Raw genomic sequence first — 24,207 nt, forward strand, 5'->3', positions numbered from 1 at the left:
AGACACCTTAGACGGTGATCAGGCCGGTCTGGCAACCCCATGGTCAGACTCACCTTGCGTGGACTGGTGTGAATATCCATCCATGGTTGCATTCGCATTGGAACGATCGCTATGATCCAGACAATCGATTTTTCGGACGATGATGTCTCCGTGCGACGACCCTCCCGGGCGGCAGCGGCAGGGGCCAGAGCCGAACTCAATCCAAGGGAGCGTTCAACGGTGGTGCAGATCGACGTCGGGGTGACAGCGGCGCAGGCCCGACCCCAGGACTCACTCCTGGGCGCGACCCCGGCGGACCGCGCTGAGCTCCCGGCCCCGCGGCGCCGGCCGGGACGGTTGCGCAGATCGGTGTCGCGCCATTGGCAGCTGTATGTGCTGGTCGTGCTCCCGCTGGCGTACTTCGCCGTGTTCAAGTACGTGCCGATGGCGAACGCGGTGATCGCGTTCAAGGACTACAACGTCATCCAGGGCATCTGGGGCAGCGCCTGGGTCGGGTTCGAGCACTTCCAGCGGCTGTTCTCGAACCCTGCCTTCGGCACCATCGTCAGCAACACCTTCCTGCTGAGTCTGTACGCGCTGATCGCGAGTCTTCCCATTCCGATCCTGCTCGCGCTCGCGCTCAACGAGGTCCGGGCCAGGTTCTTCAAACGCACCGTTCAGATGGTCACGTACGCGCCGTACTTCATATCCACGGTCATCGTCGTCTCGATGGCGATCTTGATCCTCTCGCCGCGGATCGGGATGCTGAGCACGGTCACCGGATTCTTCGGCCTCCCCGCGACCGACTACCTCGCGCAGCCGGACTTCTTCCGGCACGTGTACGTCTGGAGCGAGGTGTGGCAGACCGCGGGCTACTCCGCCGTCATCTACATGGCCGCGCTCGCCGGCGTGGATCCCGCCCTGTACGAAGCGGCGAAGGTCGACGGGGCCAACCGGCTTCAGAAGATCTGGCACGTCGATCTGCCGAGCATCACGCCGACCATCGTCGTCGTGCTGATCCTTTCGGTCGGCAGCATCATGGCTGTCGGTTTCGAGAAGGCCTTCCTGCTGCAGAACCCGCTGAACCTGTCGCAGTCCGAGATCATCGCGACCTACACCTACAAGATCGGCATCCAGAACGCCGACTTCAGCCTCGGGACCGCCGTCGGGCTGTTCAACTCGGTGATCAATCTCGTGCTGCTGCTGATCGTGAACGCCGTATCGAAGCGTGTGACGGGGAATGGACTGTGGTGAGCGACGCAAAGACGATCCGGCGCGTGGGCCGGCCGACGAAGGTGCGGGAGTCCCGCGTCGACCGATTCTTCATCATCGGCGTGTACATCCTGCTCACGACGTTCCTGCTGGTCGTGCTGCTGCCGTTGTGGTTCATCGTCGCAAGCTCGTTCAGCAGCCCCGCAGCGGTGTCGGCGGGCGAGGTGTTCCTGTGGCCAGTGGACTTCAGCCTGCGGGGGTACGAGGTCGCGCTGAGCAGCCCGCAGATCCTCGGGGGCTTCGCCAACTCGCTGTTCTACACGATCGTCGGAACAGCCATCAGCGTCGCCCTGACCGTGATGCTGGCCTACCCGCTCTCGCGCGCGGACTTCGTCGGTCGCAAGGTGCTCACCGCGGCGGTGGTCTTCACGATGCTGTTCGCGGGAGGGCTGATCCCGACCTACCTGGTGGTCCAGTCGATGGGCATGCTCGACACGCGGTGGGCGATGCTGATCCCGAACGCGGTCGCGGTCTGGCCCACGATCCTGGCGATCACCTACTTCCGCACAGCGATCCCCGACGAGCTGCGAGAGGCCGCCGAGATCGACGGCGCCAGTGATCTGCGGATCCTGTGGAAGGTCGTGCTGCCGCTGTCGGGCCCGATGATCGCCGTGATCGCGCTCATGTACGCGATCGTGCAGTGGAACTCGTACTTCGATGCGCTGATCTACCTGCGCGACGACAGTCTGTACCCCCTGCAGCTGGTGCTCCGGAACATCCTGATCCTCAACAACGACGCGGGCGGCGACGCCACCTCGGCGCTGGAACGCCAGCAGCTGTCGAACCTGCTCAAGTACTCGCTCATCGTGGTCTCCACCGTCCCGATGATGCTCATCTACCCGTTCGTGGCTCGCTACTTCACCAAGGGCCTGCTCCTGGGCGCGGTGAAGGGCTGACCGCCCGCACGGCCACGACGTCGCCGCACTGGGCGACCCCACCTCACGACGAAGAGAGGCATGAGAATGAAACATCACAACCGGGTCCTGGCGGTGGTCGCCGCCGGCGGGCTTGCGATCACACTGGGCGCGTGCGCGCCCCAGGCGGAGCCGTCCGAGGACGGCGTCATCACGATCTTCAGCCCGCAGGGCGCAGACTCCGACCTGAACACGAACGAGTTCACGCTCTTCCTGGAAGACAAGTTCGACGTCGACCTGAAGTTCGAGACGACGACGTGGGACGCCGGCTCCGCGTCGGAGGCTCGCCAGATCGCGCTCGCCAGCGGGAACTACCCCGATGCGTTCCTGATGATCCCATGGGTGGATCAGTTCACTCAGGCGGAGCTTGTCAAGTTCGGCAAGCAGGGCGTGATCAGACCGCTGAACGATCTGCTCGAAGAGAACGCGCCCAACGTTCTCAGCGCCTGGGAGGAGACGCCGGAGTGGGAGCAGCTCGCGACGGCTCCGGACGGCAACATCTGGGGTCTCCCGCAGTGGAACGACTGCTTCCACTGCACGTACCCGTCCAAGCTCTGGATGAATTCGGCCTGGCTCGACGCGGTCGGCATGGCGCAGCCGACGACGCCGGAAGAGCTGCGCGACGTGCTGACGGCCTTCCGTGACCAGGACCCCAACGGCAACGGCAAGGCCGATGAGGTGCCGCTGTCGGGAACTCCCGGCGCGAACTCGGTCCTGCCCTTCCTGATGAATCCCTTCGTGTACATGCCGGCGGCCACGACGGATGCCTCGATCCCCGCCTCGCTCGCTCTGCACGGCGACACCGTCACGCTGCAGCCGACCCTCGACGGATGGCGCGACGGATTGCAGTACGTGCATTCGCTCTACGAGGACGGGCTGATCGACGAATCGGCGTTCACGCAGAATCAGGACGCGCTGCTCGCCCTCGGCGATGTCGCCGGCGATCCGATCCTGGGCGCCGCGACGGTCGGCCACCCCGGGGTCTTCGTCACCATCGGCCAGGAGGACGGCCGCGACAAGCAGTACGACGCGGTGGCGCCCCTCACCGGGCCGAACGGCTCGCCGGCGTCGGAGCTGCTCTCGTCCGTTCCCGGCGCATCGCTGGTCATCACGAACAACGCCAGCGACGCGGATGCCGCAGCCCTGGTGAAGATCGTCGACTGGATGGTCGACTACGACAACCACCTCCGCGCCGAGTGGGGCGAGGAAGGCGTGGCGTGGGATCGTCCGGCGGCGGGCGACGTCGCCCTGGACGAGTCGCTCGAGCCGCTCTACCTGCGCCACCGGCTCAGTGGCGCCGAGGCCACCGCCAATGCCAACGTGGCATGGGGACCGCTGGCCCAGTACTACGGAAGCACCGAGTTCCGCGGCGCCCAGGTGGTGTCGGAGGACGTCTACGACCTCGCCGGCTATGAGCGCCGCCTGTTCGAGGCCACCGAGCCGTATGCCGCGAACAGCCCGGATGAAGCGTTCCCGTACTGGAACCTCTGGATCCCCGAGGCGGATTCCTCCGAGCTGTCGACAGTGCAGACCAACGTCGAGTCGCTGGTGCAGCAGGCCAGCGCGGAGTTCGTGACCGGTGTGCGCGACATCGACAGCGACGCGGACTGGCAGGCGTTCCAGGACGCCCTCGCCGCCAACGGCAGCGACCGCTACGTCGAGATCTATCAGTCGGCCTGGGACGCGTCGAACAAGGACTGACGGCAGCCCCGACGGGCAGCGGAGGCCTGTCGCGGTGGAGCGATCCCTCGGGTCGACTTCACGGCGACAGGCCTTCGTCGTGCCGCCGGCCGCGGCATCCGGTCATCCGCTCCGATCCGCGCGGGCCGCCCCGTCGACCTCGAGCACCACGACGACCCCGGCGATGAGCGCCGCCGCGACCACGTACTCGGCCGTCGGCAGCAGACCGCTGAGCGCGATCAGCACGGCGCCGGCCAACACCGCGAACGACGCCCACCGCGACAGCGACGCACGCAGCAGCACGAGCCACGATCCTGCGACGACGATCGCGATCGGCAGCGTCAGCGCCAGGCCGGCGATCACCGGCGACACCGAGGTGTGGCCGGTGATCTCGTCGATCTCGACCTCGACGCCCGCCGAGACCGCGCCGACGGCCGCGAAGATGCCGTAGTGCAGGTAGCCGAAGCGGAACGCCGACCTGCGCCCCTCCAGCCGGTCGAGCTGCTCACGCGCGAAGTACACCCACCAGATCCCGGCCGTCACGACGATGCCCGAGATCGCGAGCGTCAGCAGCTCGGGCACGTGCTCGCCCTCCCCCAGCGCATCGAAGATCGCGTTCGCCGACGCCAGCAGGCTCTCACCGAGCAGCAGCAGCGTGAACAGGCCGTACCGCTCGGCGATGTGGTGCGGGTGCCACGGCGTCCGCCCGGCCGCCTCGCCCCACACCGGCACGAGCAGCTCGAGCGCGACCAGCACGAAGAAGGTCCAGAACTGCGCAGTGTCGTCGAGCAGGTAGATGCGCGCGATCCACAGCACCTGCATGATGCTCACGCCGACGGCCATGCGCAGCGCGGTGCGCCGCAGTGCGGGATCGGATGCCGCCGCTCGCAGCCACTGGGCGACCATCGCGAGCCGCATGATGACGTAGCCCCACGTGACGACCACGTAGTCGAACGAGATCATCGCGTCGTGGACGCCTGCCGCGAGGACGAGCACGCCGCCCATCTGCACCACCGTCAGCACGCGGTAGAGCCAGTCGTCGGTGTCGAACGCCGACGCGAACCACGTGAAGTTCATCCACGCCCACCAGATCGCGAAGAACACCATCAGATACGACAGCACGCCCTGTCCCACGTGGTCGTCGCTGATGAGGTGGTGGAGGTTCTGGGATGCCTGCGACACCGCGACCACGAACACGAGGTCGAACAGCAGCTCGAGCGGGGTCGAGACGCGGTGCGGCGTCCCGGTGTCGCGTGCGGACATCCGGATGAGCCCCATGCGGGCGAGCACATCTGTCATGCGACGATTATGGTTGCCCTGCACATCGAGGAGGATCATGCGTCGGCTCTGGATCGGGTTCGCCCCCTATATCGCGCTGTCGGTCGTGCACGTCGCGGCGCTCGCAGCCGATGCCGACGCCATCGCCGGCCCCACCAAACTGACGCTCATGCCGCTGCTCGCCTTCGCCGTCGTGTGGGGATCCCGCGGCACCGCGTGGACGACGCCGCTCACGCTCCTCGTCGTCGCGATCGGCCTGTCATGGCTCGGCGACGGCGCCGGCACGTTCTTCCCGTTCGCACCCGAGCTGCCGATGATGCTGCTGTTCTTCGGCCTGGCCCACCTCGCGTACATCTGGCTGTTCTGGCGCCGCCTGGCGGTGCGCCGCGTGCCGCCATGGGCAGCCGTCTACGCCGTGTGGTGGGTGGTGCTCCTCGCGGTGCTGTGGCCGCACCTCGGCAGCCTGTCGATCGCCGTCGCGGTGTACGGCCTCGTGCTCGGCGGGACGGCGTTCGCGGCATCCCGCTGTCATCCGCTCGTGGTGTGGGGCGGCGTGTTCTTCCTGACATCGGACTCGGTGCTGGCGTTCCGCCTCTTCCTGCCGGAGGCGATGCCGGGCTGGACGAGCCCGCTCGTCATGCTCACGTACTGCCTCGGGCAGGGCCTCATCGCCGCGGGCGTGCTGACCACGGTCCGCGCACGTCGCGCTGCCGGATCCGCGGCACCGGTGACGGCATGACCGACGCCGGGGCCCCGATCCGTCCGGTGCGGGTGGATGCCTGGCTCTGGGCAGTCCGCATCTACAAGACCCGCTCCGCGGCCACGACGGCCTGCCGCGCCGGTCACGTGCGTGTGGGCGGCGAACGGGCGAAGGCGGCTCAACTGCTCAAACCGGGTGACGAGGTGCGCGTGCGCATCGACGGGTTCGACCGCATGCTGATCGTGCGGCAGACGATCTCCAAGCGCGTGGGCGCCCCGCTTGTCGCGGCCGCCATGGAGGATCGCACTCCCCCGCGCGACCCCACACCGGTGATGGCGCAGCGCGACCGCGGCGCGGGACGCCCCACGAAGCGCGAACGCCGCGAGATCGACCGCCTGCGCGGCCGCGATCAGGCCGGCTGGGACGACGACAGCTGAAGCTCGCCGGCGACCAGCTCGGCCCAGCGCTCGTAACCGCCCGCCCCGGGGTGGAAGCCGTCACGGGCGAAGAACGCCGGATCGATCAGGCTCGGGTCCGTCCCGACGAACTGCGCGTGGGCGATGGAGCCGCACAGCTCCCGCGTGACGGCATCCAATCGCCGCCCCCGCTCGGCCAGGTAGCGGCCGAGTGTCGGCGGCAGCGACGGGAACACCGCGAACGGCGGCGTGCCCGCGACCACCACGCGGTGCGAGATCGTGGCGAGGCCGTCGACGATCGCGGCGAGGTCTTCGCGCCACTGCTCCGGCGGACGCCGCGAGAGCACGTCGTTCGCGCCGGCGAGCACCACCACGACGTCGAACGGGCCGGGGCCCAGCAGCGGGACGAGCCGGTGGCGGATGCGTCGCGCCGTCGCGCCGTCCTGACCCGCCACACGCCAGTCCACCGAGGCGCCCGTCGTAGCCGCCAGGCGACGCGCCAGGGCAGCGGTGAAGCCGTCCTGCTGCGTGGCCACCCCGACGCCCGCCGCCGTCGACTCTCCCACGACGGCGATCCGCAGAGTGCGTCCGGAGCTGCCCGCGACTGTGCCTGCTGCGGGTCCGCCGGCGGCGGGCAGGCGCTCGATGCGCCCGCGTGCGCGAAGCCCCTGCGCCAGGGCGACGGCGATGCCGATCGGGGTCAACGGACGCTCGGTCTGATCCGACATCGGACGCTCCTCAAAGATACGGCGGCGAATGCTTGATTCGTACGGTAGCGTATGGATCATTCGGGCACCAGCCCGTTCCGCCACCCGGGAGGCCGTCGATGCCGGCAACGCTGCGCACACCCCGGCCGCGCTGGATCCAGGCCGCGGCCGACGCCCTCAGCTCCGGCGGCCCCGACGCCGTGCGGGTCGAGGCGCTCGCGGCGGCCCTCGGCGTCACGAAGGGCAGCTTCTACACCCACTTCGCGGGCCGCGACGAGCTGCTCACGGCAGTGCTGGACGACTGGGAGCGCCGGAGCGTCGACGACGTGCGGGCACGCGTCGACGCGCGCGGCGGTGACGCCGCCGAACGCATCAGCCGCGCCGGCGTCCGCACCTTCTCGGACGAGATCCTCCCTCTCGACCTGGCCGTGCGCGACTGGGCGCGACGCGACGACGACGTGCGAGAGCGACTGCGCCGGGTCGACACCGCCCGCATGGAGTTCCTGCGCACCGAGTTCCGCACGTTCATCAGCGACCCCGACGAGGTCGAGGCCCGCGCGGTCCTCGCCTTCTCGTTCGCGATCGGGCGTCACTTCGTGGCGGTCGCCGACGACGCCTCGGGAGCGGCGGCCGTCGCCCGCGCCGGACGCCTCATCGTCCGGCAGACCGGCGAGGCCGGTCAGTCCGGCAGCTGATCGAGCAGCCAGCGGGTGCCGCGGACGGCACCGCCGGCATCCACCACCCGCTCCGAAAGTCCGCGATCGCTCGTGACCACCGTCACAGAGCGACCGGATGCCACCGCCCGGCGCGCCTCGGCGACGATCGTGTCGTCGCCCTCGCCGTCGGCGCGCACTACCTCGACGTCGCCGACGTCGGCGACCCCCCGCGCCTGTCCCTCGACGACAGCGGTCCAGGACGGATACCAGGTCTGCTCGCCGAGATCGAGAGCGGATGCCGCGACCCCGCGGGCTGCGAGGGCCGAGAGCCGCGCGAGCAGGCGCGAAGCCGCACCGGGCCGATCGCGCCACCAGCCGTCGGGCACGGAGCCCATCACATTGGCCACGTCGACGACCACGGCCGGACGCACGTCCAGGAGGCCGCGCAGGCGCTCCCAGGAGGCCGCGAAGCCGGGGTGCAGCGGGTAGTCGGTCACGCGCTCGATCGGCACCCACGCGAGCTCGTGGCTCTCGGGATCGCTGATCACGGGCTCGAAGGGCACCACGACGTCGCCCACGACGGTGGTGTAGCTCCAGTAGCCCAGCTCGAACACGCTCAGCACGCGGGGACGGACGGCGGACTCCGGCACCCCCGCCTCTTCGGCGGCCTCGCGCAGCGCGCCGTCGCACGCCGACTCGCCTTCGTGGCGGGCACCGCCGGGAAGCGCCCAGGTGTCGCCGAAGTGGCTCCACGACACGCGGTGCTGCAGCAGCACCCCGCGCTGCGCATCGACGGCGAGGAGCCCGGCGGCGCCGAAGCGGCCCCAGTAGCGCTCCCCCGTCGGCGCGACCACCCACGCGTCGCCCGGATCGCGGGGGCCGTGGGGGCGCCGCGGCTCACCGGGGGCGGGGGGCTCGATCGTCACGCGTCCAGCCTCGCACACCGGCAAGCCACCGGTCCCCGACCGGCACGGCGCATGTCATCGGGCGACTCGCCACAATGGACCGCATGCACGACGACTCCGGCACCGGCGACGACCCCGGCTACGACCTCGATGACGACCCGTCCCGCGTCCAGCCCGACGTGGTGTGGGGCTGGCTGTCGACCGAGGCGTACTGGGGGCGCTGGCGCTCGCGCGCCGACGTCGAGACCCAGCTCGCGAACTCGTGGCGCGTCGTCGGCGCATACCGCCGCGACACCGGCGAACAGGTCGGCTTCGCCCGCGCGGTGTCGGACGGTGTCGGCTTCGCCTACCTCGCCGATGTCTTCGTGCTCCCCGAGCACCGCGGCCATGCACTCGGCAAGCACCTCGTGCGCCTCATGATCGACGACGGCCCCGGCGCCGACATGCGCTGGACGCTGTTCACCGGCGACGCCCACGGCCTCTACCGGCGGTTCGGATTCGCCGAGCCCGACCGCACCGCGATGGTGCGGCCGGCTCGACGGGGAACGTGAACCGACGCGAAGGCGTCAGCGCTGGCGACGCTCGCGCACCCGCATGTTGATCACGATCGGCGAGCCCTCGAAGCCGTACAGCTCGCGCAGGCGCCGCTGGATGAACCGGCGGTAGCCCGGGTCGAGGAACCCGGTCGTGAACAGCACGAACGTCGGCGGACGCGTCGACGCCTGCGTGCCGAACAGGATGCGCGGCTGCTTGCCGCCCCGCAGCGGGTGCGGGTGCTCGGCCACGAGCTCGGTGAGGAACGCGTTGAACTTGCCGGTCGGGATGCGCTGATCCCACGACTCGAGCGCGGTCTCGAGTGCCGGGACCAGCTTGTCGAGGTGGCGGCCGGTACGCGCCGAGATGTTGACGCGGGGCGCCCATGCCACGTGGGCGAGGTCCTGCTCGATCTCGCGCTCCAGGTAGCGACGACGGTCCTGCCCGTCCATGTCGTCGTCGTTCAGGCGATCCCACTTGTTGTAGGCGATGACCAGAGCGCGCCCCGATTCGAGGACGAGGTCGATGATGTTGAGGTCCTGCACGCTGATCGGCTGGGTGACGTCGATCACGACGATCGCGACCTCGGCCTTCTCGAGCGCGGCCGAGGTCCGCAGCGACGCGTAGAAGTCCGCGCCCTGCTGCAGGTGCACGCGGCGGCGGATGCCGGCCGTGTCGACGAAGCGCCACAGCTTGCCGCCCAGCTCGACGATCTCGTCGACAGGGTCGCGCGTGGTGCCGGCGAGGTCGTTGACGACCACGCGCTCCTCGCCCGCGGCCTTGTTGAGCAGCGACGACTTTCCGACGTTCGGCCGGCCCAGGATCGCGACGCGGCGCGGTCCCCCGATCTCGGCCTTGGCGACCGCCGACACGTCGGGCAGCACCTTGACGATCTCGTCGAGCAGGTCGGCGACGCCGCGGCCGTGGATGGCCGAGACCGGGTGCGGCTCGCCGAGCCCCAGGTTCCACAGCGCGGCAGCTTCGGGCTCCTGGCGGGCGTCGTCGATCTTGTTCGCGACGAGGAAGACCGGCTTGCCCGCCTTGCGCAGCAGTCGCACGACGTGCTCGTCCGTCGAGGTGGCGCCCACCATCGCGTCGACGACGAACATCACGACGTCCGACAGGTCGATCGCGACCTCGGCCTGCGCCGCGACCGAGCGGTCGATGCCCTTGGCGTCGGGCTCCCAGCCGCCGGTGTCGACGAGCGTGAAGCGGCGGTCCATCCACTCGGCCTTGTAGGTCACGCGGTCGCGGGTCACGCCAGGGGTGTCCTCCACGACGGCCTCGCGGCGGCCGAGGATGCGGTTGACGAGCGCAGACTTGCCGACGTTGGGGCGGCCGACGATCGCGACCACGGGCAGCGCCGGCAGGAACTCGATGCCGTCGTCGCCGCGGATGACCCCGGCGAGCAGCTCGGCGTCGTCGGCGTCGAGGTCGTAGTCCTCGAGCCCCTGGCGCAGCGCGCTGGCGCGCTGCTCGACGAAGTCGTCGTCGAGGGCGGCGAGATTCTCGGCGAGGTGGTCGTCGCCGGCGTCGAACTCGTCGAACTCGGAGCGGTTGTCCGTTGCCATGTCAGGCTCCCGTCTGGGCGGTGTCCGTCGTGGGAGCGGTCAGCGCCGCCCGGATCACGCCGAGCACGGCGTCCACGGTCTGGTCGAAATCAAGGTGGGTCGAGTCGACGACCTCGACGCCGGGCGCGGCGGTGAGGAAGTCGACCACGGCCGAATCGGAAGCGTCGCGCTGGTGGAGGGCCGCGGCGACGGCCGCGGCATCCTGAGTCGTCAGCTCGGCGCTGCGACGCGCGGCGCGCACCTCGGGCGCGGCGGTCAGCAGGATCCGCACCGGCGCGTCCGGCGCGACGACCGTCGTGATGTCGCGGCCCTCGACGACGACGCCGGGTCGCCCGGACTGCGCCACCAGCGCGCGGAACAGCGCGTTCACGGACTCGCGGACGGCGGGCACGCGGGCCACGCCGCTCACTGCGTCCGACACCTGCGGGTCACGGATCGCGTCGGTCACGTCGGCCTCGCCGACCCGCACCCAGTACTGGTCGGGGTCGAGCGAGATGGCGTAGTCGAAGTCGCCCGAGACGTCGAGGACGGATGCCGCGTCCGACGTGTCGATCCCGTGCTGCAGCGCGTGCCACGCCAGTGCGCGATACGCGGCGCCGGTGTCGAGGTAGCCGTAGCCGAGGCGGCGCGCGGCCTGCTTCGAGACGCTCGACTTGCCGCTGCCGGCAGGGCCGTCGATGGCGACGACGACCACGGCCTGCGGCCCGGTCGCTGCGCTCGTCGAAGGGTCAGTCATTGGTGGTGCTCGCAATCTTCCAGCCGCGCGCTTCGAGACCGTCGACGGCACGGCGCACCGCGCTCGGGACGACGCTGATCTCGGCGAGGCCGAACTGGGCGCCCGGAGAGTGCTCCAGGCGCAGGTCTTCCACGTTCACGTCGAGCTCGCCGAGCTCGCCGAACAGGCGGCCGAGCTGGCCAGGCGTGTCGTCGACCATCACGACGACCTGCTCGTAGCGCCGGTTCTGACCGTGCTTGCCCGGCAGGCGCTCGACGCCGTCGTTGCCACGGCGGATCGTGTCGGCCACGGCGCGGCGGGCGCCCGGCACGTCGGGGTCGCGCAGCGCGTCGGCCACCGTCGTCAGGTCGGCCGCCAGCAGGTCGAGCACGTCGACCACCGGCGCGGAGTTCGCGCCGAGGATCTGCACCCACAGCTCGGGGGCCGAGGCCGCGATGCGGGTCGTGTCGCGCACGCCCTGCCCCGCGAGCCGCAGCGAGCCGTCCGGCGCGTCGACGAAGCGTCCGGCGAGCAGGCTCGCGACCAGCTGCGGCACGTGCGACACGAGGGCGACGCCGCGGTCGTGGTCTTCGGGGGTCATCTCCAGCGGGGTCGCACCGAGGTCGAGCGCGAGACCCTCGACCAGGGCGAGGTCGGCAGCCGACGTCTCGCCGTCGCGGCAGACCACCCACGGGCGCCCGACGAAGATGTCGGCGCGCGCCGAGATGGCTCCCCCGCGCTCGCGTCCGGCCAGCGGGTGCGAGCCGATGTAGTGCGTGAGGTCGACGCCGCGCTCGCGCAGCGTCCGCAGCGGCTCGAGCTTGACGCTCGCGACATCGGTGACGACGGCCCGCGGGTAGCGGGCGAGCTCGCGCTCGATGACGTCGGCGGTCACGTCCGGCGGCACCGCCACGACGATGAGCGTCGGCTCATCGTCGTCGGTCGCGCGGCGGCCGGCGCCGTAGTCGACCGCGAGGCGCAGCTGCGCCGGCGAGGTGTCGTCCAGCGCCACGTCCACACCGTGCGCGCGCAGTGCGTGCCCGATGCTTGCGCCGAGCAGCCCGGTTCCGACGATGCGCACCGTGCCGTGCACGCGCGACGCCAGGACGGGCTCACTCATCTTGCGTCTCCTCGTTTGCCAGGTTCTCGGCGGGGCCGGTGTCGCGGCGCGCGAGAGTCAGCAGAGCGCCCCGCTCAACCTTAGTCAACTCCCGGGCGCGCCCGGCTGGCAGCGTTCCCAGGTGCAGCGGCCCGAACTGGCGGCGCACGAGTTCGACGACCGGATGCCCCACCTCGGCCATCATGCGGCGCACGATGCGGTTGCGCCCCGAGTGGAGTGTCAGCTCCACCAGCGAGCCGCCGCCCTCCGCCGACGCCGACAGCAGGCGCGCCTTGTCCGCCGCGATCGGTCCGTCCTCGAGCTCGACCCCGCGCAGAAGACGCTGGATGGTCTGCGGCGACACCTTGCCGTCGACCTTCGCGATGTACACCTTGGTGACGCCGAACGACGGGTGCGCGAGCACGTGCGCGAGTTCGCCGTCGTTGGTGAGCACGAGCAGACCGCTGGTCTCGGCATCCAATCGCCCCACGTTGTACAGGCGCTCGTCCCAGTCCTTGGTGAAGCGGCGCAGGTCGGGTCGGCCGCGGTCGTCCTTCATGGAGCTGACGACACCCGTGGGCTTGTTGAGCATGACGTACCGCTTGGACTGGTCGAACTGCACGGCCGTGCCGTCGACGTCGACGAGGTCGTTCTCGGGGTCGATGCGCGAGCCGAGCTCGTCGACGACGCGGCCGTTGACGCGCACCCGCCCTTCGACGATGAGCTGCTCGGCCACCCGACGTGACGCGACGCCCGCGTTCGCGAGCGCCTTCTGCAGCCGCACACCTTCCGTCGACTCTGCGGAATCCGCGCTCGTCACCGTCGTCCTCCTTCTTCTGCGCCGTCGCCCAATTCGTCCGCGCCGTCCAGGAGCGGCGAGATGTGGGGCAGCTCGTCCAGTGAATTGATGCCCAGATGCGTCAGCAGCGCATCGGTCGTGCCGTAGTTGATCGCGCCGGTCTCGGCGTCGGCGAACAGCTCGGTGACGAGCCCGCGCGCGAGCAGGGTGCGCACGACCGAGTCGACGTTCACGGCGCGGATCGACGCCACCTGGCTGCGCGTGACGGGCTGCTTGTACGCGATGACGGCGAGCGTCTCCAGCGCCGCCTGCGACAGCCGCGTCGGAGCCTGGCCCCCGACGAACTCGCTCACCAGGTCGTCGAGCTCCTCGCGCACGTACAGCCGCCATCCGCCGCCGACCTCGCGCAGCTCGAAACCGCGCACCGGTCCGCCCGACCGGCCGTCGTAGTCGTCGACGAGGGACTCGAGCGCCTGGCGCACGGCCGGCACGGGCGCCGACACGGCGGCGGCGAGGCTCACGAGGCTCTGCGGCTCTTCGACGATCAGCAGGATCGCCTCCAGCCGCCGCGCGACGTCGGACGCGATGTCCGGGGCCGCGGCGATCGCCGGCTCGGCGAATTCCGCGGTGGTCGGGTCATTGGTCATAGTCGGCTCCCAGGGTGGCGAGGTTCTCGTCGCTCCAGCGGTGTGCGCTCCAGCGCAGGGTCAGTTCGCCGAGCGGCTCCAGCTGCTCGAACGACAGGGCCGCGTGGCGGTACAGCTCCAGCACCGACAGGAATCGCGCCACCACGACGCCGGTCTGGCCGACGCCGGCGATGAGCTCGCGGAAGGTCAGGGATCCGGCATCCCGCAGCAGCGTCACCACGATCGCGGCCTGCTCCCGGATGCTCACGAGCGGCGCGTGCAGGTGGTCAAGCCCCACGCTGGGCAGCTCCTTGGGCGTCATCGCCAGCAGCGCGAGCGCGGCGAAGTCCTCGGGACTCAGGGACCACACGAGCTCGGGCACCGCGTTGCGGTACTTCTCGTCGAGGCGCACCGAGCGGGTGTGCCGCCGGTCCTCGCGGCGCAGGCTCCGCTCGAACCACGCCGACACCTCCTTGAACGCGCGGTACTGCAGCAGCCGCGCGAACAGCAGGTCACGGGCCTCCAGTAGCGCCACCGACTCGGCGTCCACGAGCTCGCCCTGCGGCAGCAGGCCCGCGACCTTCATATCGAGCAGCGTCGCCGCCACGACGAGGAACTCGGATGCCTCGTCCAGATCCTCGTCCGGCCCCGCATCGCGCAGGTACGCGATGAACTCGTTCGTCACGAGCGACAGCGACACCTCGGTGATGTCGAGCTCGTGCTTGGAGATGAGCGTGAGCAGCAGATCGAACGGTCCGTCGAAGTTCGACAGCGAGACCCGGAACCCGGAATCGTCCTCGGTGCCGTCGACGGCGGTGTCGTCGGGGGTCGGCTCAGGCGACAGCACCACGGGCGACCAGCTCCCGCGCCAGTCGCAGGTAGGCCTGCGCCGCGGCGTGCTCGGGCGCGAACTCGGTGATCGGCATGCCCGAGACTGATGCGTCCGGGAACTTCACGGTGCGGCCGATCACTGTCTCGAGCACGTCGTCGCCGAACGCGTCGACGACACGCTCGAGCACCTCGCGCGAGTGGAGCGTGCGCGGGTCGTACATCGTCGCGAGCACGCCGTCGAGGGCGATCGTCGGGTTGAGCCGGTCGCGCACCTTGTCGATCGTCTCGATGAGCAGCGCAACCCCGCGCAGCGCGAAGAACTCGCACTCGAGCGGGATCACGACTCCGTGGGCGGCGGTGAGCGCGTTCACGGTCAGCAGGCCGAGCGAGGGCTGGCAGTCGATCAGGACGACGTCGTAGTCGGCCTGCACCTTGCGCAGCACGCGCGACAGCGTCTGCTCGCGGGCGACCTCGTTGACCAGGTGCACCTCAGCGGCCGACAGGTCGATGTTCGCGGGCAGCACGTCGAGGTTGTCGACGCGCGTGTGGACGATCACGTCGTGCGGGTCGACCTTGCCGTCCAGCAGCAGGTCGTAGATCGTCGGGATCTCGTGCGTCTGGATGCCGAGGCCTGCCGACAGGGCGCCCTGCGGGTCGAAGTCGACGGCGAGCACCTTGCGGCCGTACCCCGCGAGCGCGGCGGCCAGGTTGATGGTGGTCGTCGTCTTGCCGACGCCGCCCTTCTGGTTGCACAGCGCGATGATGCGGGCGGGGCCGTGGCCTTCGAGCTTCGGCGGGGTCGGGAAGCCCTGATAGGGACGACCGGTGGGTCCGAGGACGGTGTCTCCCGTAGCGGCCTTCGTCGCCGCCTGTGCCTTGCCCGCCACCGATGCTCCCGCCTTCGCGCTCGTGTCCCCCGATTCTAGTCACGAGGCCTCGCTCCTCGCGGGCGGCACGGCCGCCTGCCGTCTCAGAGGCTGCCCAGCACGTCCAGTCGCGCCTGCGCGGCGATCGCGATCATCGCGTAGTCCAGCACCGTGATGAGCGGCGCCCAGGTCGTCAGCGCGGCGCCGAGGCGTGGCATCCTCCCCCACACGCGGTCGCGGATCACCCAGCCGAGCGTGAACCAGAACAGCGGGATCGTGACGACCCACACGACCATGCACCACGGGCACAGCGACCGGTACTCGAACACGCTGCGCCACGCGAAGAAGTGCACGAGCAGCACCGCTGCGAACAGGAACAGCGAGTAGACCCGCCAGTACCAGCGGCGCAGTCCGGTCGGCGCGGCCAGCGCGCTGACCCCCGCGAACACGGGGCCGAGGAAGAGCGTCACGCCGATGATCGAGTTGCTGAACCCGAGGAGGTTGCCGCCGGGCGACAGCAGGTTCGGTCCGCACGTGACGATCGCGCTCACCTGGCACGAGATGAGCGGTGCCGAGCCCATGATCTGGCCGACGTACTCGAGATAGAGCAGAAACGAGACAGTCCAGCCGACCAGGCCGCCGACGATCCAGAAGACGGCGAGCGCGACCGGCGGGCGCAGGGTCCCCGGGCCGGGGTCCGAGAGGGATGCCGCGGGCATGCTGCCATTGTGCGCCCGGCTGACGCCCGCTGTCTTGCGAACAGACCGGGTTTATTCGACCGGACCCGGTCAGCGCGCCCGGGGGTGCGACGTGGCGTACACGTCGCGCAGCGCGTCCACCGACACGTGGGTGTAGATCTGCGTGGTCGCGACCGACGCGTGGCCGAGCAGCTCCTGCACGACGCGCACATCGGCGCCGCCCTGCAGCAGATGCGTCGCGAACGAGTGGCGCAGCGTGTGCGGCGACACGTGCGCGGTCAGCTGGGCCCGATCGGCAGCGGACTGGATGATGAGCCACGCGCTCTGCCGCGACAGCGGGGCGCCGCGGGCGCCGAGGAACAGCCTCGGGGTCGAATGACCGCGGCGCGACAGCTCGGGCCGCGCACGCGTGAGGTAGGCGTCCACGGCGGCGCGCGCGTACGACCCCACCGGCACGATCCGCTCCTTCGAGCCCTTGCCGCGCACCCGCAGCACGTCACCGTGCGACAGGTCGTCGACGTCGAGCTGCACGATCTCGGACACGCGGGCGCCGGTCGCGTACAGCAGCTCCAGCAGGGCACGGTCGCGGACGCCGAGCACGTCGTCGGCGGGGCCTGCGGCATCCAGCAACCGCTCGACCTGGTCGATCGTGAGCGCCTTCGGCAGGCGCCGCGGCTGCTTCGGCGGTCGCAGGTTCGACGTCGGGTCGGCGGACTCGATCCCCTCCCGCGCCAGGAAGCGGTGCAGACCCCTCACCGAGGACTGCAGCCGGGCGAGCGACGACGCCGCCATCGGCGGCCGGCCGGCGGCCCGGTCGGCGACGAAGCTCGCGAGCATGACGGGGGTCACCTCGGCCGTGTCACCGACACCCTGCTCGTCGAGCCAGGCCGCGTAGCCGGCGAGATCACGCCGGTACGCGGCCACGGTGTTCTCAGACAGCCCACGCTCGATCGAGATGTGCCGCAGATACGACTCGACCGCACGGGAGATCTGCACTTCGGCCCCTGTCAGGCACGCAGCCGTTCGGATGCGGCCAGCACACCCGTCGCGAGGATCCCGTTGCGCATGCGCCCGGCGAAGACCGCCGCGACCACGTCGGGCAGCGGCATCCATTCGATCCGGATGTCGGCCTCCTCGTCCTCACGCACGTGGACGTCGCTCGCCGGTGACAGACCCCGTGCGAGGAACAGGTGCACGATCTCGTCGTTGCCGCCGGGCGTCGTGAACACGCTCACGAGCGGCTCCCACGAGGCGGCGACGAGGTCGGCCTCTTCGGCGAGCTCGCGCTGCGCCGACTCCAGCGGGGTCTCACCGTCGACGTCGAGGAGCCCGGCGGGCACCTCCCAGTCGCGGGAGCGGATGGGATGCCGGTACTGCTGGATCAGCAGCACCCGTTCATCGTCGTCGAGCGCCACGACGGCCGCCGCCCCCGGATGGTCGACGTACTGCCGCACGATCTGGGCGTCGCCGTACGCGACGGTGTCGCTGCGGACGTCCCACACGCGCCCCTCGTACACGAGGTCGCTGTGCAGGATGGCCGCCTCGACAGGCTCGTCGGCGAGCGTCTGCTCCCCCGCCATCAGTCGTTCTCGACCTCGAACAGCTCGCTCGAACGGTGGCGCTCCAGCGCGGCGCCCACGAGTCCGCGGAACAGCGGGTTCGCGTTCGTCGGCCGCGAGCGCAGCTCGGGGTGCGCCTGCGTGGCGATGTAGTACGGGTGCACGTCGCGCGGCAGCTCCACGTACTCGACGAGGTCGAGGTCGGGGTTGATGCCCGAGAACACCAGGCCCGCCTCGGCGATCCGGTCGCGGTAGCGGTTGTTCACCTCGTAGCGGTGACGGTGGCGCTCCGACGCCCGGTTCGAGCCGTACACCTCGGCCGCGATCGACCCTTCGGCGAGGTCGGCCGGGTACAGGCCCAGGCGCATCGTGCCGCCGAGGTCGCCGTGGTCGAGGATGTCGACCTGCTCCTCCATCGTCGCGATCACGGGATGCTGCGTGTCGGGGTCGAACTCGCTGGACGATGCGTCCTCGATGCCGGCGACGTGGCGGGCGTACTCGATCACGATGCATTGCAGGCCCAGGCAGATGCCGAGCGTCGGGATGCCCTGCTCGCGCGCGAACTTCAGCGCGCCGATCTTGCCCTCGATGCCGCGGATGCCGAAGCCGCCGGGGATCACGATGCCGTCCAGCGGGCTGAGCGCCTTGGCCGCCCCCTCGGGCGTCTCGCACTCGTCGGACGGGATCCAGCGGATGTTGACGTGCGTCTCCTGCGCGAAGCCGCCGGCCTTGAGCGCCTCTGTGACCGAGAGGTATGCGTCAGGCAGGTCGATGTACTTGCCGACCAGGCCGATCGTGACCTCGTGCTTGGGGTTGTGCACGGCGTTGAGCACGCGCTGCCAGCGGGACCAGTCGACGTCTTCGGCCTTCGCGAGACCCAGGGTGCGCACGATGTACGCGTCCAGGCCCTGCTCGTTGAGCATCGACGGGATGTCGTAGATGCTCGGCACGTCCACCGCGTTGACGACCGCATCCTCGTCCACGTCGCACATGAGCGCGATCTTGCGCTTGTTGGACTCGGTGACAGGGCGGTCGCTGCGCAGCACGAGCGCGTCGGGCTGGATGCCGATCGAGCGCAGGGCCGCGACGGAGTGCTGCGTCGGCTTGGTCTTCTGCTCGCCCGACGCGCCCATGAACGGCACCAGCGACACGTGCACGAAGAACACGTTCTGGCGGCCCAGCTCGTGACGGATCTGGCGCGCCGACTCGATGAACGGCTGCGACTCGATGTCGCCCACCGTGCCGCCGATCTCGGTGATGATCACGTCGGGCTTGGGCGTCTCGTCGGCCTGCAGGCGCATGCGGCGCTTGATCTCATCGGTGATGTGCGGGATCACCTGCACGGTGTCGCCGAGGTACTCGCCCCGGCGCTCCTTGGCGATCACCTGCGAGTAGATCTGGCCGGTCGTGACGTTGGCGGCCTGGCTCAGCTCGATGTCGAGGAAGCGCTCGTAGTGGCCGATGTCGAGGTCGGTCTCGGCGCCGTCGTCGGTCACGAAGACCTCGCCGTGCTGGAACGGGTTCATCGTTCCCGGGTCGACGTTCAGGTACGGGTCGAGCTTCTGCATCACGACACGCAGGCCACGGGCGGTGAGCAGGTTCCCGAGGCTGGCGGCGGTCAGGCCCTTGCCCAACGAGGAAACGACACCACCGGTCACGAAGATGTGCTTGGTGGTGTCGTTCGAAGAGTCGCCGTGGAAAGAATCAGAAGTCTGCATCACGGGCTTTTATCCTATCAGTGGACTTCGGTGCGAAGGCTGAGCAACTCACGTGCGTGAGTGAGCGCCGCCTCGGAATCGGGCATTCCCGACAGCAGGCGCGCCATCTCGGCCTCACGATCGGCGCCGTCGAGGCGGCGCACATCGGATGCGGTGACCGACCCGTCGTTCGCCTTGACGACCGTCAGGTGGTTGGCGGCGAACGCCGCGACCTGCGCCAGATGGGTGACCGCGATGACCTGCGACGACTGCGCGAGCCGGGCCAGACGCCGCCCGACCTCGATCGCCGCGGCGCCGCCGATGCCGGCATCCACCTCGTCGAAGACGAACGTCGGGACCGGATCGACCCCCGCGATCACCACCTCGATCGCGAGCATGACGCGGCTGAGCTCGCCCCCGCTCGCGCCGCGCGAGACGGCGCGGGGCTCGGCTCCGGGGTGAGGCGCCAGCAGGATGGCGACGTCGTCGCGCCCGGACGCCGATTCGCCGCCCGCGGTGACCGAGACCTCGAGCCGGGCGTCGGGCATCGCCAGCGCGCGCAGCTCGGTCGTCACGGCGGCGCCCAGGCGCCCCGCCGCCTCGGTGCGGGCGTCGGTGAGCGCGGCGGCGGCGTCGTCGAGAGTGGATGCCGCGGCATCCCGCTCCGCCGTCAGACGGTCGATGCGGTCGGAGTCGTCGTCGAGCTCGGCCAGGCGCGCCGAGCCGGTGTCGAGCAGCTCGATCGCCGCGTCCAGCGTGCCGTGGGTGCGGACGAGGCTCGCGAGGACGGCGCGGCGCTCCTCGACCGCGGCGAGCTCGTGCGGACCCGATTCGTCGAGGTCGGCGAGATAGCCCGCGAGGGCGGCGGCGACGTCGGCCGCGCGATAGCCGAGCTCGGCCACCTGGCCGGCGAGTTCTTCGAGCACCGGGTCGCTGACGCGCTCCAGTGCGCGGCGGGCGTCGGACAGCAGCGCGCCGGCATCGGGGCCGTCGGCCTCGCCCGACAGGGCATCGTGCGCGGTCGCGGCGGCCAGGCGCAGCTCTTCGGCGTTCGCGAGGCGCTCGGCGCGCGTGGCGAGGTCGGCGTCCTCCCCCGCCTCGGGCGCGGCCTGCTCGATCTCGGCCAGCTGCGCGCGCAGCTCCTCGGCCTCGCGGGCACGGGTGTCACGATCGTCGGTCAGGCGCGAGAGCTCGCGGTCGATGCCGCGCCAGTGCTCGTACGCCTGACGGTACGTGTCGCGCGCGGACTGCACGGGCTCGCCGCCGAAGCGGTCGAGCGCATCGCGCTGCGCGGCGGCGGACTTCAGCCGCAGCTGGTCGGACTGCCCGTGCACGACCACGAGGTCGTCGGCGAGATCGGCCAGCACACCGGCGGGCGCCGAGCGTCCGCCGACGGACGCACGGCCGCGCCCTTCGCTCGAGATCGACCGGCCCACGTACAGCTCGGCGCGCCCGCCGCCGATCGGCTCGATGTCACCGCCCGCCTCGCGCACGCGGTCGGCCACGGCACCGTCCTCCGGCACGATCCAGACGCCGTCGACGGTCGCCTGCGAGGCGCCGGCGCGCACGGCGCCGGAATCCGCGCGCTGGCCGAGCAGCAGCCCCAGACCGGTGACCACCATCGTCTTGCCCGCGCCGGTCTCGCCCGTGATCGCGGTGAAGCCGGGCCCCATCGGCAGCGTCGCCTCGGCGATGACGCCCAGGTCGCGCAGGCGCATCTCTTCGATCACAGGGCACCCTGCCTATCTTCTGCAACCGGCATCACACCGGTGATCGCGGCCGGGCCGCGCCAGCCCTCGACGGGCAGCCGGAACTTGCGGACGAGCCGGTCTGTGAACTGGGCCGGGTGCAGCCGCGCGAGACGCACCGGGCGGTCCGAGCGGCGCACCACGACGCGGGCTCCGGGCGGAAGATCGTGCGAGCGGCGCCCGTCGCACCACAGGATGCCGGTGCCGTTGGTGCGCTCGAGCACCTCGATCGCGACCGAGTGCTCCGGGCCGACCACGAGCGGCTTGGCGAACAGGGCGTGCGCCGACAGGGGCACCACCGCGATCGCCTCGACGGTGGGCCAGATGACCGGGCCGCCGGCAGAGAAGTTGTAGGCCGTCGAGCCGGTGGGCGTCGAGACGACCATGCCGTCGCAGCCGAACGTCGACAGCGGTCGGCCGTCGATCTCGATGACGACCTCGAGCATCCGCTCGCGGCTCGCCTTCTCGACGGTGGCCTCGTTCAGCGCCCAGGTCTCGTAGATGACGGAGTCGCCGGTGTCTTTGACGCGCACCTGCAGCGCCATGCGGTCCTCGACCTCGTACTCGCGCTCGATGACGCGGCGGACGGCCTCGTCCATGTCGTCGCGCTCGATCTCGGCGAGGAAGCCGACATGCCCCATGTTGATGCCGAGCACCGGCGCGGTGCCGTCGCGCACCAGTTCCGCCGCACGCAGGATCGTGCCGTCGCCGCCGAGCACGATCGCGAGCTCGATGTCGGTCACCGCAACGTCCACGCCGAGGATCGCGACGTCCAGCGGAGAGCCGGCCGCCGCGAGCTCTTCGCGGTCGTCGGCGGCGAACACCGGCTGCGCGCCCGCGGCGCGCAGCGCCTCGACCACCCGCTCGGCGGCCACGACGGTATCGTCGCGATGCGCGTGTGCGACCACCAGGATGCTGCGCTCCGCGTCGACAGTGTTCATCGGCTCCCCGCCAGTCGGTACATGTGCTCCCCATTCTGTCGGATCGTCCGACACCCGGGGCAATCCGACCCGGTCTGGGGATAACGCGCCGACCTCCGCTCAGAACCCGGTGACGATCCCGAACATGCAGTTCTCGAAGTGGTCCAGCGACAGGTCGAGGGGGTAGATGTTGCCCCAGGAGTACACCGAGAACCTGATGCGTCCGCCGCTCTCGTCCAGGCCGCCGGCGTAGACGACCCAGTGGTCGGGCCAGGGCGGCACCATGCCGTCCGGCGCCGAGAACATGTCGGAATGAAGCATGATGAACGCGCTGCCGCCCGCCGACCACACCTGGTGGGCGTAGCGGATCGCGTCGAACTCGCCCCACACGAACGTCGTGCTGTTGGACACCGTGCTCTTCAGCAGCAGCTCGCTCGTCCAGCCCTCCATCTCCCACGGGGTGGTCATGCCCTCGACCTGGCTGGTGAAGCCCGACGAGTCCGCCGAGACGCCGAAGATCGCGTTCTCGTCGTTGCGCATCGTGGCGATCAGCATCCAGTCGGCCGGCGACATGTTCTGCCCCGAGTGCGTGTCGCGCAGTCCCTGGGGCGCGTCGACGCGGTGCGTGCGCGACCAGAATCCGCCGGTCTCGTACAGCTGCCGCACGAGGTCGACGTAGCGACGCGGCTGCGTGCGCGCCAGCTCGAACACGATGGACGTGGGTCCGCAGAAGTTCGAGTTCATCTGATTGATGTTCGTCGGGTTGCCTCGGCGCACCCGCAGGTCGCGGATGATGTCGGCCTTGGCCAGCTGCGGCCACAGTCCGGGCGCGGTGGAGGCCTCGAACTGGTCGATCGCGAAGTTCGCCAGGTCGCTCTGCGCGATGTCGGGGCGATCGACGACCGAGTACGTCAGGGTGTAGTCCGCGTCGTCCTCGCGGAACGTCGCGGTCGCGTGCTGCACATCGGCCGTGCCGATGTGGACGACGCCGAGCGCGTCGTCGTCGTCGCCGGGGAACCCGCCGTCCTCGTCGAACAGGCGCAGCATGCACGAGTTCGCGAACAGCAGCGAGGCGTTCAGCGGCCAGTCCTGGTCGTCGTTGAGGTCCTGCCGGTAGGCGAAGTGGAGCTCGCCGTCGTTGTAGACCTCGAGCCGGCACTCGTCGGATCCGAGGGTGTCCTCGGTGTCGGTGCAGTGGAGATTCTCCAGGGTGATCTGCTTCATGATTCCTTCTCCTTCTCCTTCGTGGGCATGGGCGCGGTCGTCCCCGGCGGTGCGAGGCCGACGTGGTGTTCGAGCCCGCCGGCGGCGAGCGCGACATCGGAGAGTGCGGTGTGGAGGGGCCGGCCCGGCAGGCGCGGAACGGCGAGCGGGAGGGATGCCGCGGCGTACAGCTCGCGCGAGGGCCAGTCCTCGCGCACCGCCTGTTCGAGCACCGCCGCGCGCACGCGGTGATCGCGGCGGTACCGGTGGTGCGCGAACGTGAATCCGGCGACCGCGGTGACGTCGTCGCCCGCGAAGGTGGCGCTGAGGCCGTGGTTGCGGCCGGTGGGTCCTTCGCGGTCGCCGGCACCCATCGCGGCCACCAGTCCGGAGGTCGCTTCGGCCATCCCGGCCCGCGCGAGCGTCACGGCGAGCAGGTCGGCATCCAGCCATCGCGGACGCACGTACACCTCCACCGCCCCGCTGCCGTCGAGCGGCATGCCGACGAAGCGCACCGCACCCAGGCCCCCGAGCACCTCGCGCGCCCGAGGAATCAGGAGGTCCAGCATCCGCCAGGCCTCCCCCGGATCGGGGCTCAGCTCGGCATACAGCTTGTGCCGCGTGGCGACGGCGGTGTGGCGGCTGCCCAGCCACGCCCCGAACCGCGGCGCGCCGGCGGCCTGGTGCGCGCGCAGCGCGGCCGTCACGGCGTCGGTCGGACGGACGGCGCCGAACCGCGCCGCCCTGTCGACCACCTCGTCCAGCGCGCCGCGGCGGTCGGCCTCGGGCGCGATGATGTCGACGACAGTCCGCAGCTCGGCCCGCGCCGAGGTG

The 24,207-nt window shown here is 70.6% G+C and carries 25 protein-coding genes; 7 read left to right on the forward strand and 18 right to left on the reverse strand.

What is annotated here, in order from left to right; genetic code table 11:
• Nucleotides 1-219: 219 nt before the first annotated feature.
• The 3 genes from ABEA46_RS20065 (at nucleotide 220) to ABEA46_RS20075 (ending at nucleotide 3,866) form a co-directional block, all read left to right on the forward strand.
• Nucleotides 220-1,233 (forward strand): ABC transporter permease, encoded by a 1,014-nt coding sequence (locus ABEA46_RS20065; protein WP_345547207.1) that lies wholly within the window; start codon nucleotides 220-222, stop codon nucleotides 1,231-1,233.
• Nucleotides 1,230-2,147, forward strand: a complete 918-nt coding sequence (locus ABEA46_RS20070; RefSeq protein WP_345547209.1) for a carbohydrate ABC transporter permease — start codon at nucleotides 1,230-1,232, stop codon at nucleotides 2,145-2,147. Before ABEA46_RS20065 ends, ABEA46_RS20070 begins: the two co-directional genes overlap by 4 nt.
• Nucleotides 2,148-2,213: 66 nt before the next feature.
• Entirely contained in the window at nucleotides 2,214-3,866 is a 1,653-nt protein-coding gene (locus tag ABEA46_RS20075; protein WP_345547211.1) for a type 2 periplasmic-binding domain-containing protein, read from the forward strand.
• A 102-nt stretch (nucleotides 3,867-3,968) separates the two neighbouring features.
• Here the strand turns inward: ABEA46_RS20075 and ABEA46_RS20080 are convergent, their stop codons facing one another.
• On the reverse strand, nucleotides 3,969-5,144 hold the full coding sequence (locus ABEA46_RS20080; RefSeq protein ID WP_345547213.1) for a low temperature requirement protein A: 1,176 nt from the start codon (nucleotides 5,142-5,144) through the stop codon (nucleotides 3,969-3,971).
• A 37-nt stretch (nucleotides 5,145-5,181) separates the two neighbouring features.
• On the opposite strand from ABEA46_RS20080, the gene ABEA46_RS20085 reads away from it, so the two are divergent.
• Together ABEA46_RS20085 and ABEA46_RS20090 are read left to right on the forward strand one after the other, a co-directional pair.
• Entirely contained in the window at nucleotides 5,182-5,862 is a 681-nt protein-coding gene (locus tag ABEA46_RS20085; protein WP_345547214.1) for a lysoplasmalogenase family protein, read from the forward strand.
• Nucleotides 5,859-6,260: an RNA-binding S4 domain-containing protein gene (locus ABEA46_RS20090; protein WP_345547215.1), complete on the forward strand. Its 402-nt coding sequence runs from the start codon at nucleotides 5,859-5,861 to the stop codon at nucleotides 6,258-6,260. The genes ABEA46_RS20085 and ABEA46_RS20090 overlap by 4 nt, the downstream gene beginning before the upstream one ends.
• Here ABEA46_RS20090 and ABEA46_RS20095 read toward each other — a convergent pair.
• Nucleotides 6,233-6,967, reverse strand: coding sequence for an SGNH/GDSL hydrolase family protein (locus ABEA46_RS20095; protein WP_345547216.1), 735 nt, complete (start codon nucleotides 6,965-6,967; stop codon nucleotides 6,233-6,235). The genes ABEA46_RS20090 and ABEA46_RS20095 overlap by 28 nt on opposite strands.
• Nucleotides 6,968-7,065: 98 nt before the next feature.
• Between ABEA46_RS20095 and ABEA46_RS20100 the strand changes: the two genes are divergently transcribed.
• Nucleotides 7,066-7,641 (forward strand): TetR/AcrR family transcriptional regulator, encoded by a 576-nt coding sequence (locus ABEA46_RS20100; RefSeq protein WP_345547217.1) that lies wholly within the window; start codon nucleotides 7,066-7,068, stop codon nucleotides 7,639-7,641.
• On the opposite strand, the gene ABEA46_RS20105 is transcribed toward ABEA46_RS20100, so the two are convergent.
• A complete protein-coding gene (locus ABEA46_RS20105) occupies nucleotides 7,626-8,528 on the reverse strand; it encodes an NUDIX domain-containing protein (RefSeq protein WP_345547219.1) in 903 nt (300 codons plus the stop codon). The two genes, ABEA46_RS20100 and ABEA46_RS20105, sit on opposite strands and share 16 nt — an antisense overlap.
• Nucleotides 8,529-8,611: 83 nt before the next feature.
• Here ABEA46_RS20105 and ABEA46_RS20110 point away from each other — a divergent pair, with 83 nt between their 5' ends.
• Nucleotides 8,612-9,058, forward strand: a complete 447-nt coding sequence (locus ABEA46_RS20110; RefSeq protein WP_345547221.1) for a GNAT family N-acetyltransferase — start codon at nucleotides 8,612-8,614, stop codon at nucleotides 9,056-9,058.
• Nucleotides 9,059-9,073: 15 nt separating this feature from the next.
• Here the strand turns inward: ABEA46_RS20110 and der are convergent, their stop codons facing one another.
• The 15 genes from der to ABEA46_RS20185 form a co-directional block, all read right to left on the reverse strand.
• A complete protein-coding gene (gene der / locus ABEA46_RS20115) occupies nucleotides 9,074-10,612 on the reverse strand; it encodes a ribosome biogenesis GTPase Der (protein ID WP_345547222.1) in 1,539 nt (512 codons plus the stop codon).
• A 1-nt stretch (nucleotide 10,613) separates the two neighbouring features.
• On the reverse strand, nucleotides 10,614-11,348 hold the full coding sequence (gene cmk / locus ABEA46_RS20120) for a (d)CMP kinase (RefSeq protein ID WP_345547223.1): 735 nt from the start codon (nucleotides 11,346-11,348) through the stop codon (nucleotides 10,614-10,616).
• Nucleotides 11,341-12,447, reverse strand: coding sequence for a prephenate dehydrogenase (locus ABEA46_RS20125; protein WP_345547224.1), 1,107 nt, complete (start codon nucleotides 12,445-12,447; stop codon nucleotides 11,341-11,343). The genes cmk and ABEA46_RS20125 overlap by 8 nt, the downstream gene beginning before the upstream one ends.
• The gene (locus ABEA46_RS20130) at nucleotides 12,440-13,246 is read right to left on the reverse strand and encodes a pseudouridine synthase (protein ID WP_345547225.1); all 807 of its coding nucleotides are present in this window, start codon (nucleotides 13,244-13,246) and stop codon (nucleotides 12,440-12,442) included. The genes ABEA46_RS20125 and ABEA46_RS20130 overlap by 8 nt, the downstream gene beginning before the upstream one ends.
• On the reverse strand, nucleotides 13,243-13,872 hold the full coding sequence (gene scpB / locus ABEA46_RS20135) for an SMC-Scp complex subunit ScpB (RefSeq protein WP_345547226.1): 630 nt from the start codon (nucleotides 13,870-13,872) through the stop codon (nucleotides 13,243-13,245). The genes ABEA46_RS20130 and scpB overlap by 4 nt, the downstream gene beginning before the upstream one ends.
• On the reverse strand, nucleotides 13,862-14,698 hold the full coding sequence (locus tag ABEA46_RS20140; protein ID WP_425563243.1) for a segregation and condensation protein A: 837 nt from the start codon (nucleotides 14,696-14,698) through the stop codon (nucleotides 13,862-13,864). The genes scpB and ABEA46_RS20140 overlap by 11 nt, the downstream gene beginning before the upstream one ends.
• Nucleotides 14,685-15,569, reverse strand: a complete 885-nt coding sequence (locus ABEA46_RS20145) for a ParA family protein (protein ID WP_345547227.1) — start codon at nucleotides 15,567-15,569, stop codon at nucleotides 14,685-14,687. Before ABEA46_RS20145 ends, ABEA46_RS20140 begins: the two co-directional genes overlap by 14 nt.
• Before the next feature lie 83 nt (nucleotides 15,570-15,652).
• Nucleotides 15,653-16,267: a vitamin K epoxide reductase family protein gene (locus tag ABEA46_RS20150; RefSeq protein WP_345547228.1), complete on the reverse strand. Its 615-nt coding sequence runs from the start codon at nucleotides 16,265-16,267 to the stop codon at nucleotides 15,653-15,655.
• A gap of 69 nt (nucleotides 16,268-16,336) precedes the next feature.
• Complete coding sequence (xerD, locus tag ABEA46_RS20155) at nucleotides 16,337-17,242, reverse strand: site-specific tyrosine recombinase XerD (RefSeq protein ID WP_345547229.1); 906 nt, start codon at nucleotides 17,240-17,242, stop codon at nucleotides 16,337-16,339.
• A gap of 11 nt (nucleotides 17,243-17,253) precedes the next feature.
• Nucleotides 17,254-17,826 carry an NUDIX domain-containing protein gene (locus ABEA46_RS20160; protein WP_345547230.1) on the reverse strand — a complete coding sequence of 191 codons (573 nt, stop codon included), beginning with the start codon at nucleotides 17,824-17,826 and terminating at the stop codon, nucleotides 17,254-17,256.
• Nucleotides 17,826-19,523 carry a CTP synthase gene (gene pyrG / locus ABEA46_RS20165; RefSeq protein WP_345547231.1) on the reverse strand — a complete coding sequence of 566 codons (1,698 nt, stop codon included), beginning with the start codon at nucleotides 19,521-19,523 and terminating at the stop codon, nucleotides 17,826-17,828. The genes ABEA46_RS20160 and pyrG overlap by 1 nt, the downstream gene beginning before the upstream one ends.
• A gap of 17 nt (nucleotides 19,524-19,540) precedes the next feature.
• Entirely contained in the window at nucleotides 19,541-21,232 is a 1,692-nt protein-coding gene (gene recN, locus ABEA46_RS20170) for a DNA repair protein RecN (RefSeq protein ID WP_345547232.1), read from the reverse strand.
• Complete coding sequence (locus ABEA46_RS20175) at nucleotides 21,229-22,191, reverse strand: NAD kinase (protein WP_345547233.1); 963 nt, start codon at nucleotides 22,189-22,191, stop codon at nucleotides 21,229-21,231. Before ABEA46_RS20175 ends, recN begins: the two co-directional genes overlap by 4 nt.
• A gap of 99 nt (nucleotides 22,192-22,290) precedes the next feature.
• Nucleotides 22,291-23,394 carry a hypothetical protein gene (locus ABEA46_RS20180; protein ID WP_345547234.1) on the reverse strand — a complete coding sequence of 368 codons (1,104 nt, stop codon included), beginning with the start codon at nucleotides 23,392-23,394 and terminating at the stop codon, nucleotides 22,291-22,293.
• On the reverse strand, nucleotides 23,391-24,207 hold an 817-nt coding region (locus tag ABEA46_RS20185), incomplete at its 5' end, for a hypothetical protein (RefSeq protein WP_345547235.1). The genes ABEA46_RS20180 and ABEA46_RS20185, both read right to left, overlap by 4 nt.

Source organism: Microbacterium jejuense (assembly GCF_039544225.1).
GTDB lineage: Bacteria > Actinomycetota > Actinomycetes > Actinomycetales > Microbacteriaceae > Microbacterium > Microbacterium jejuense.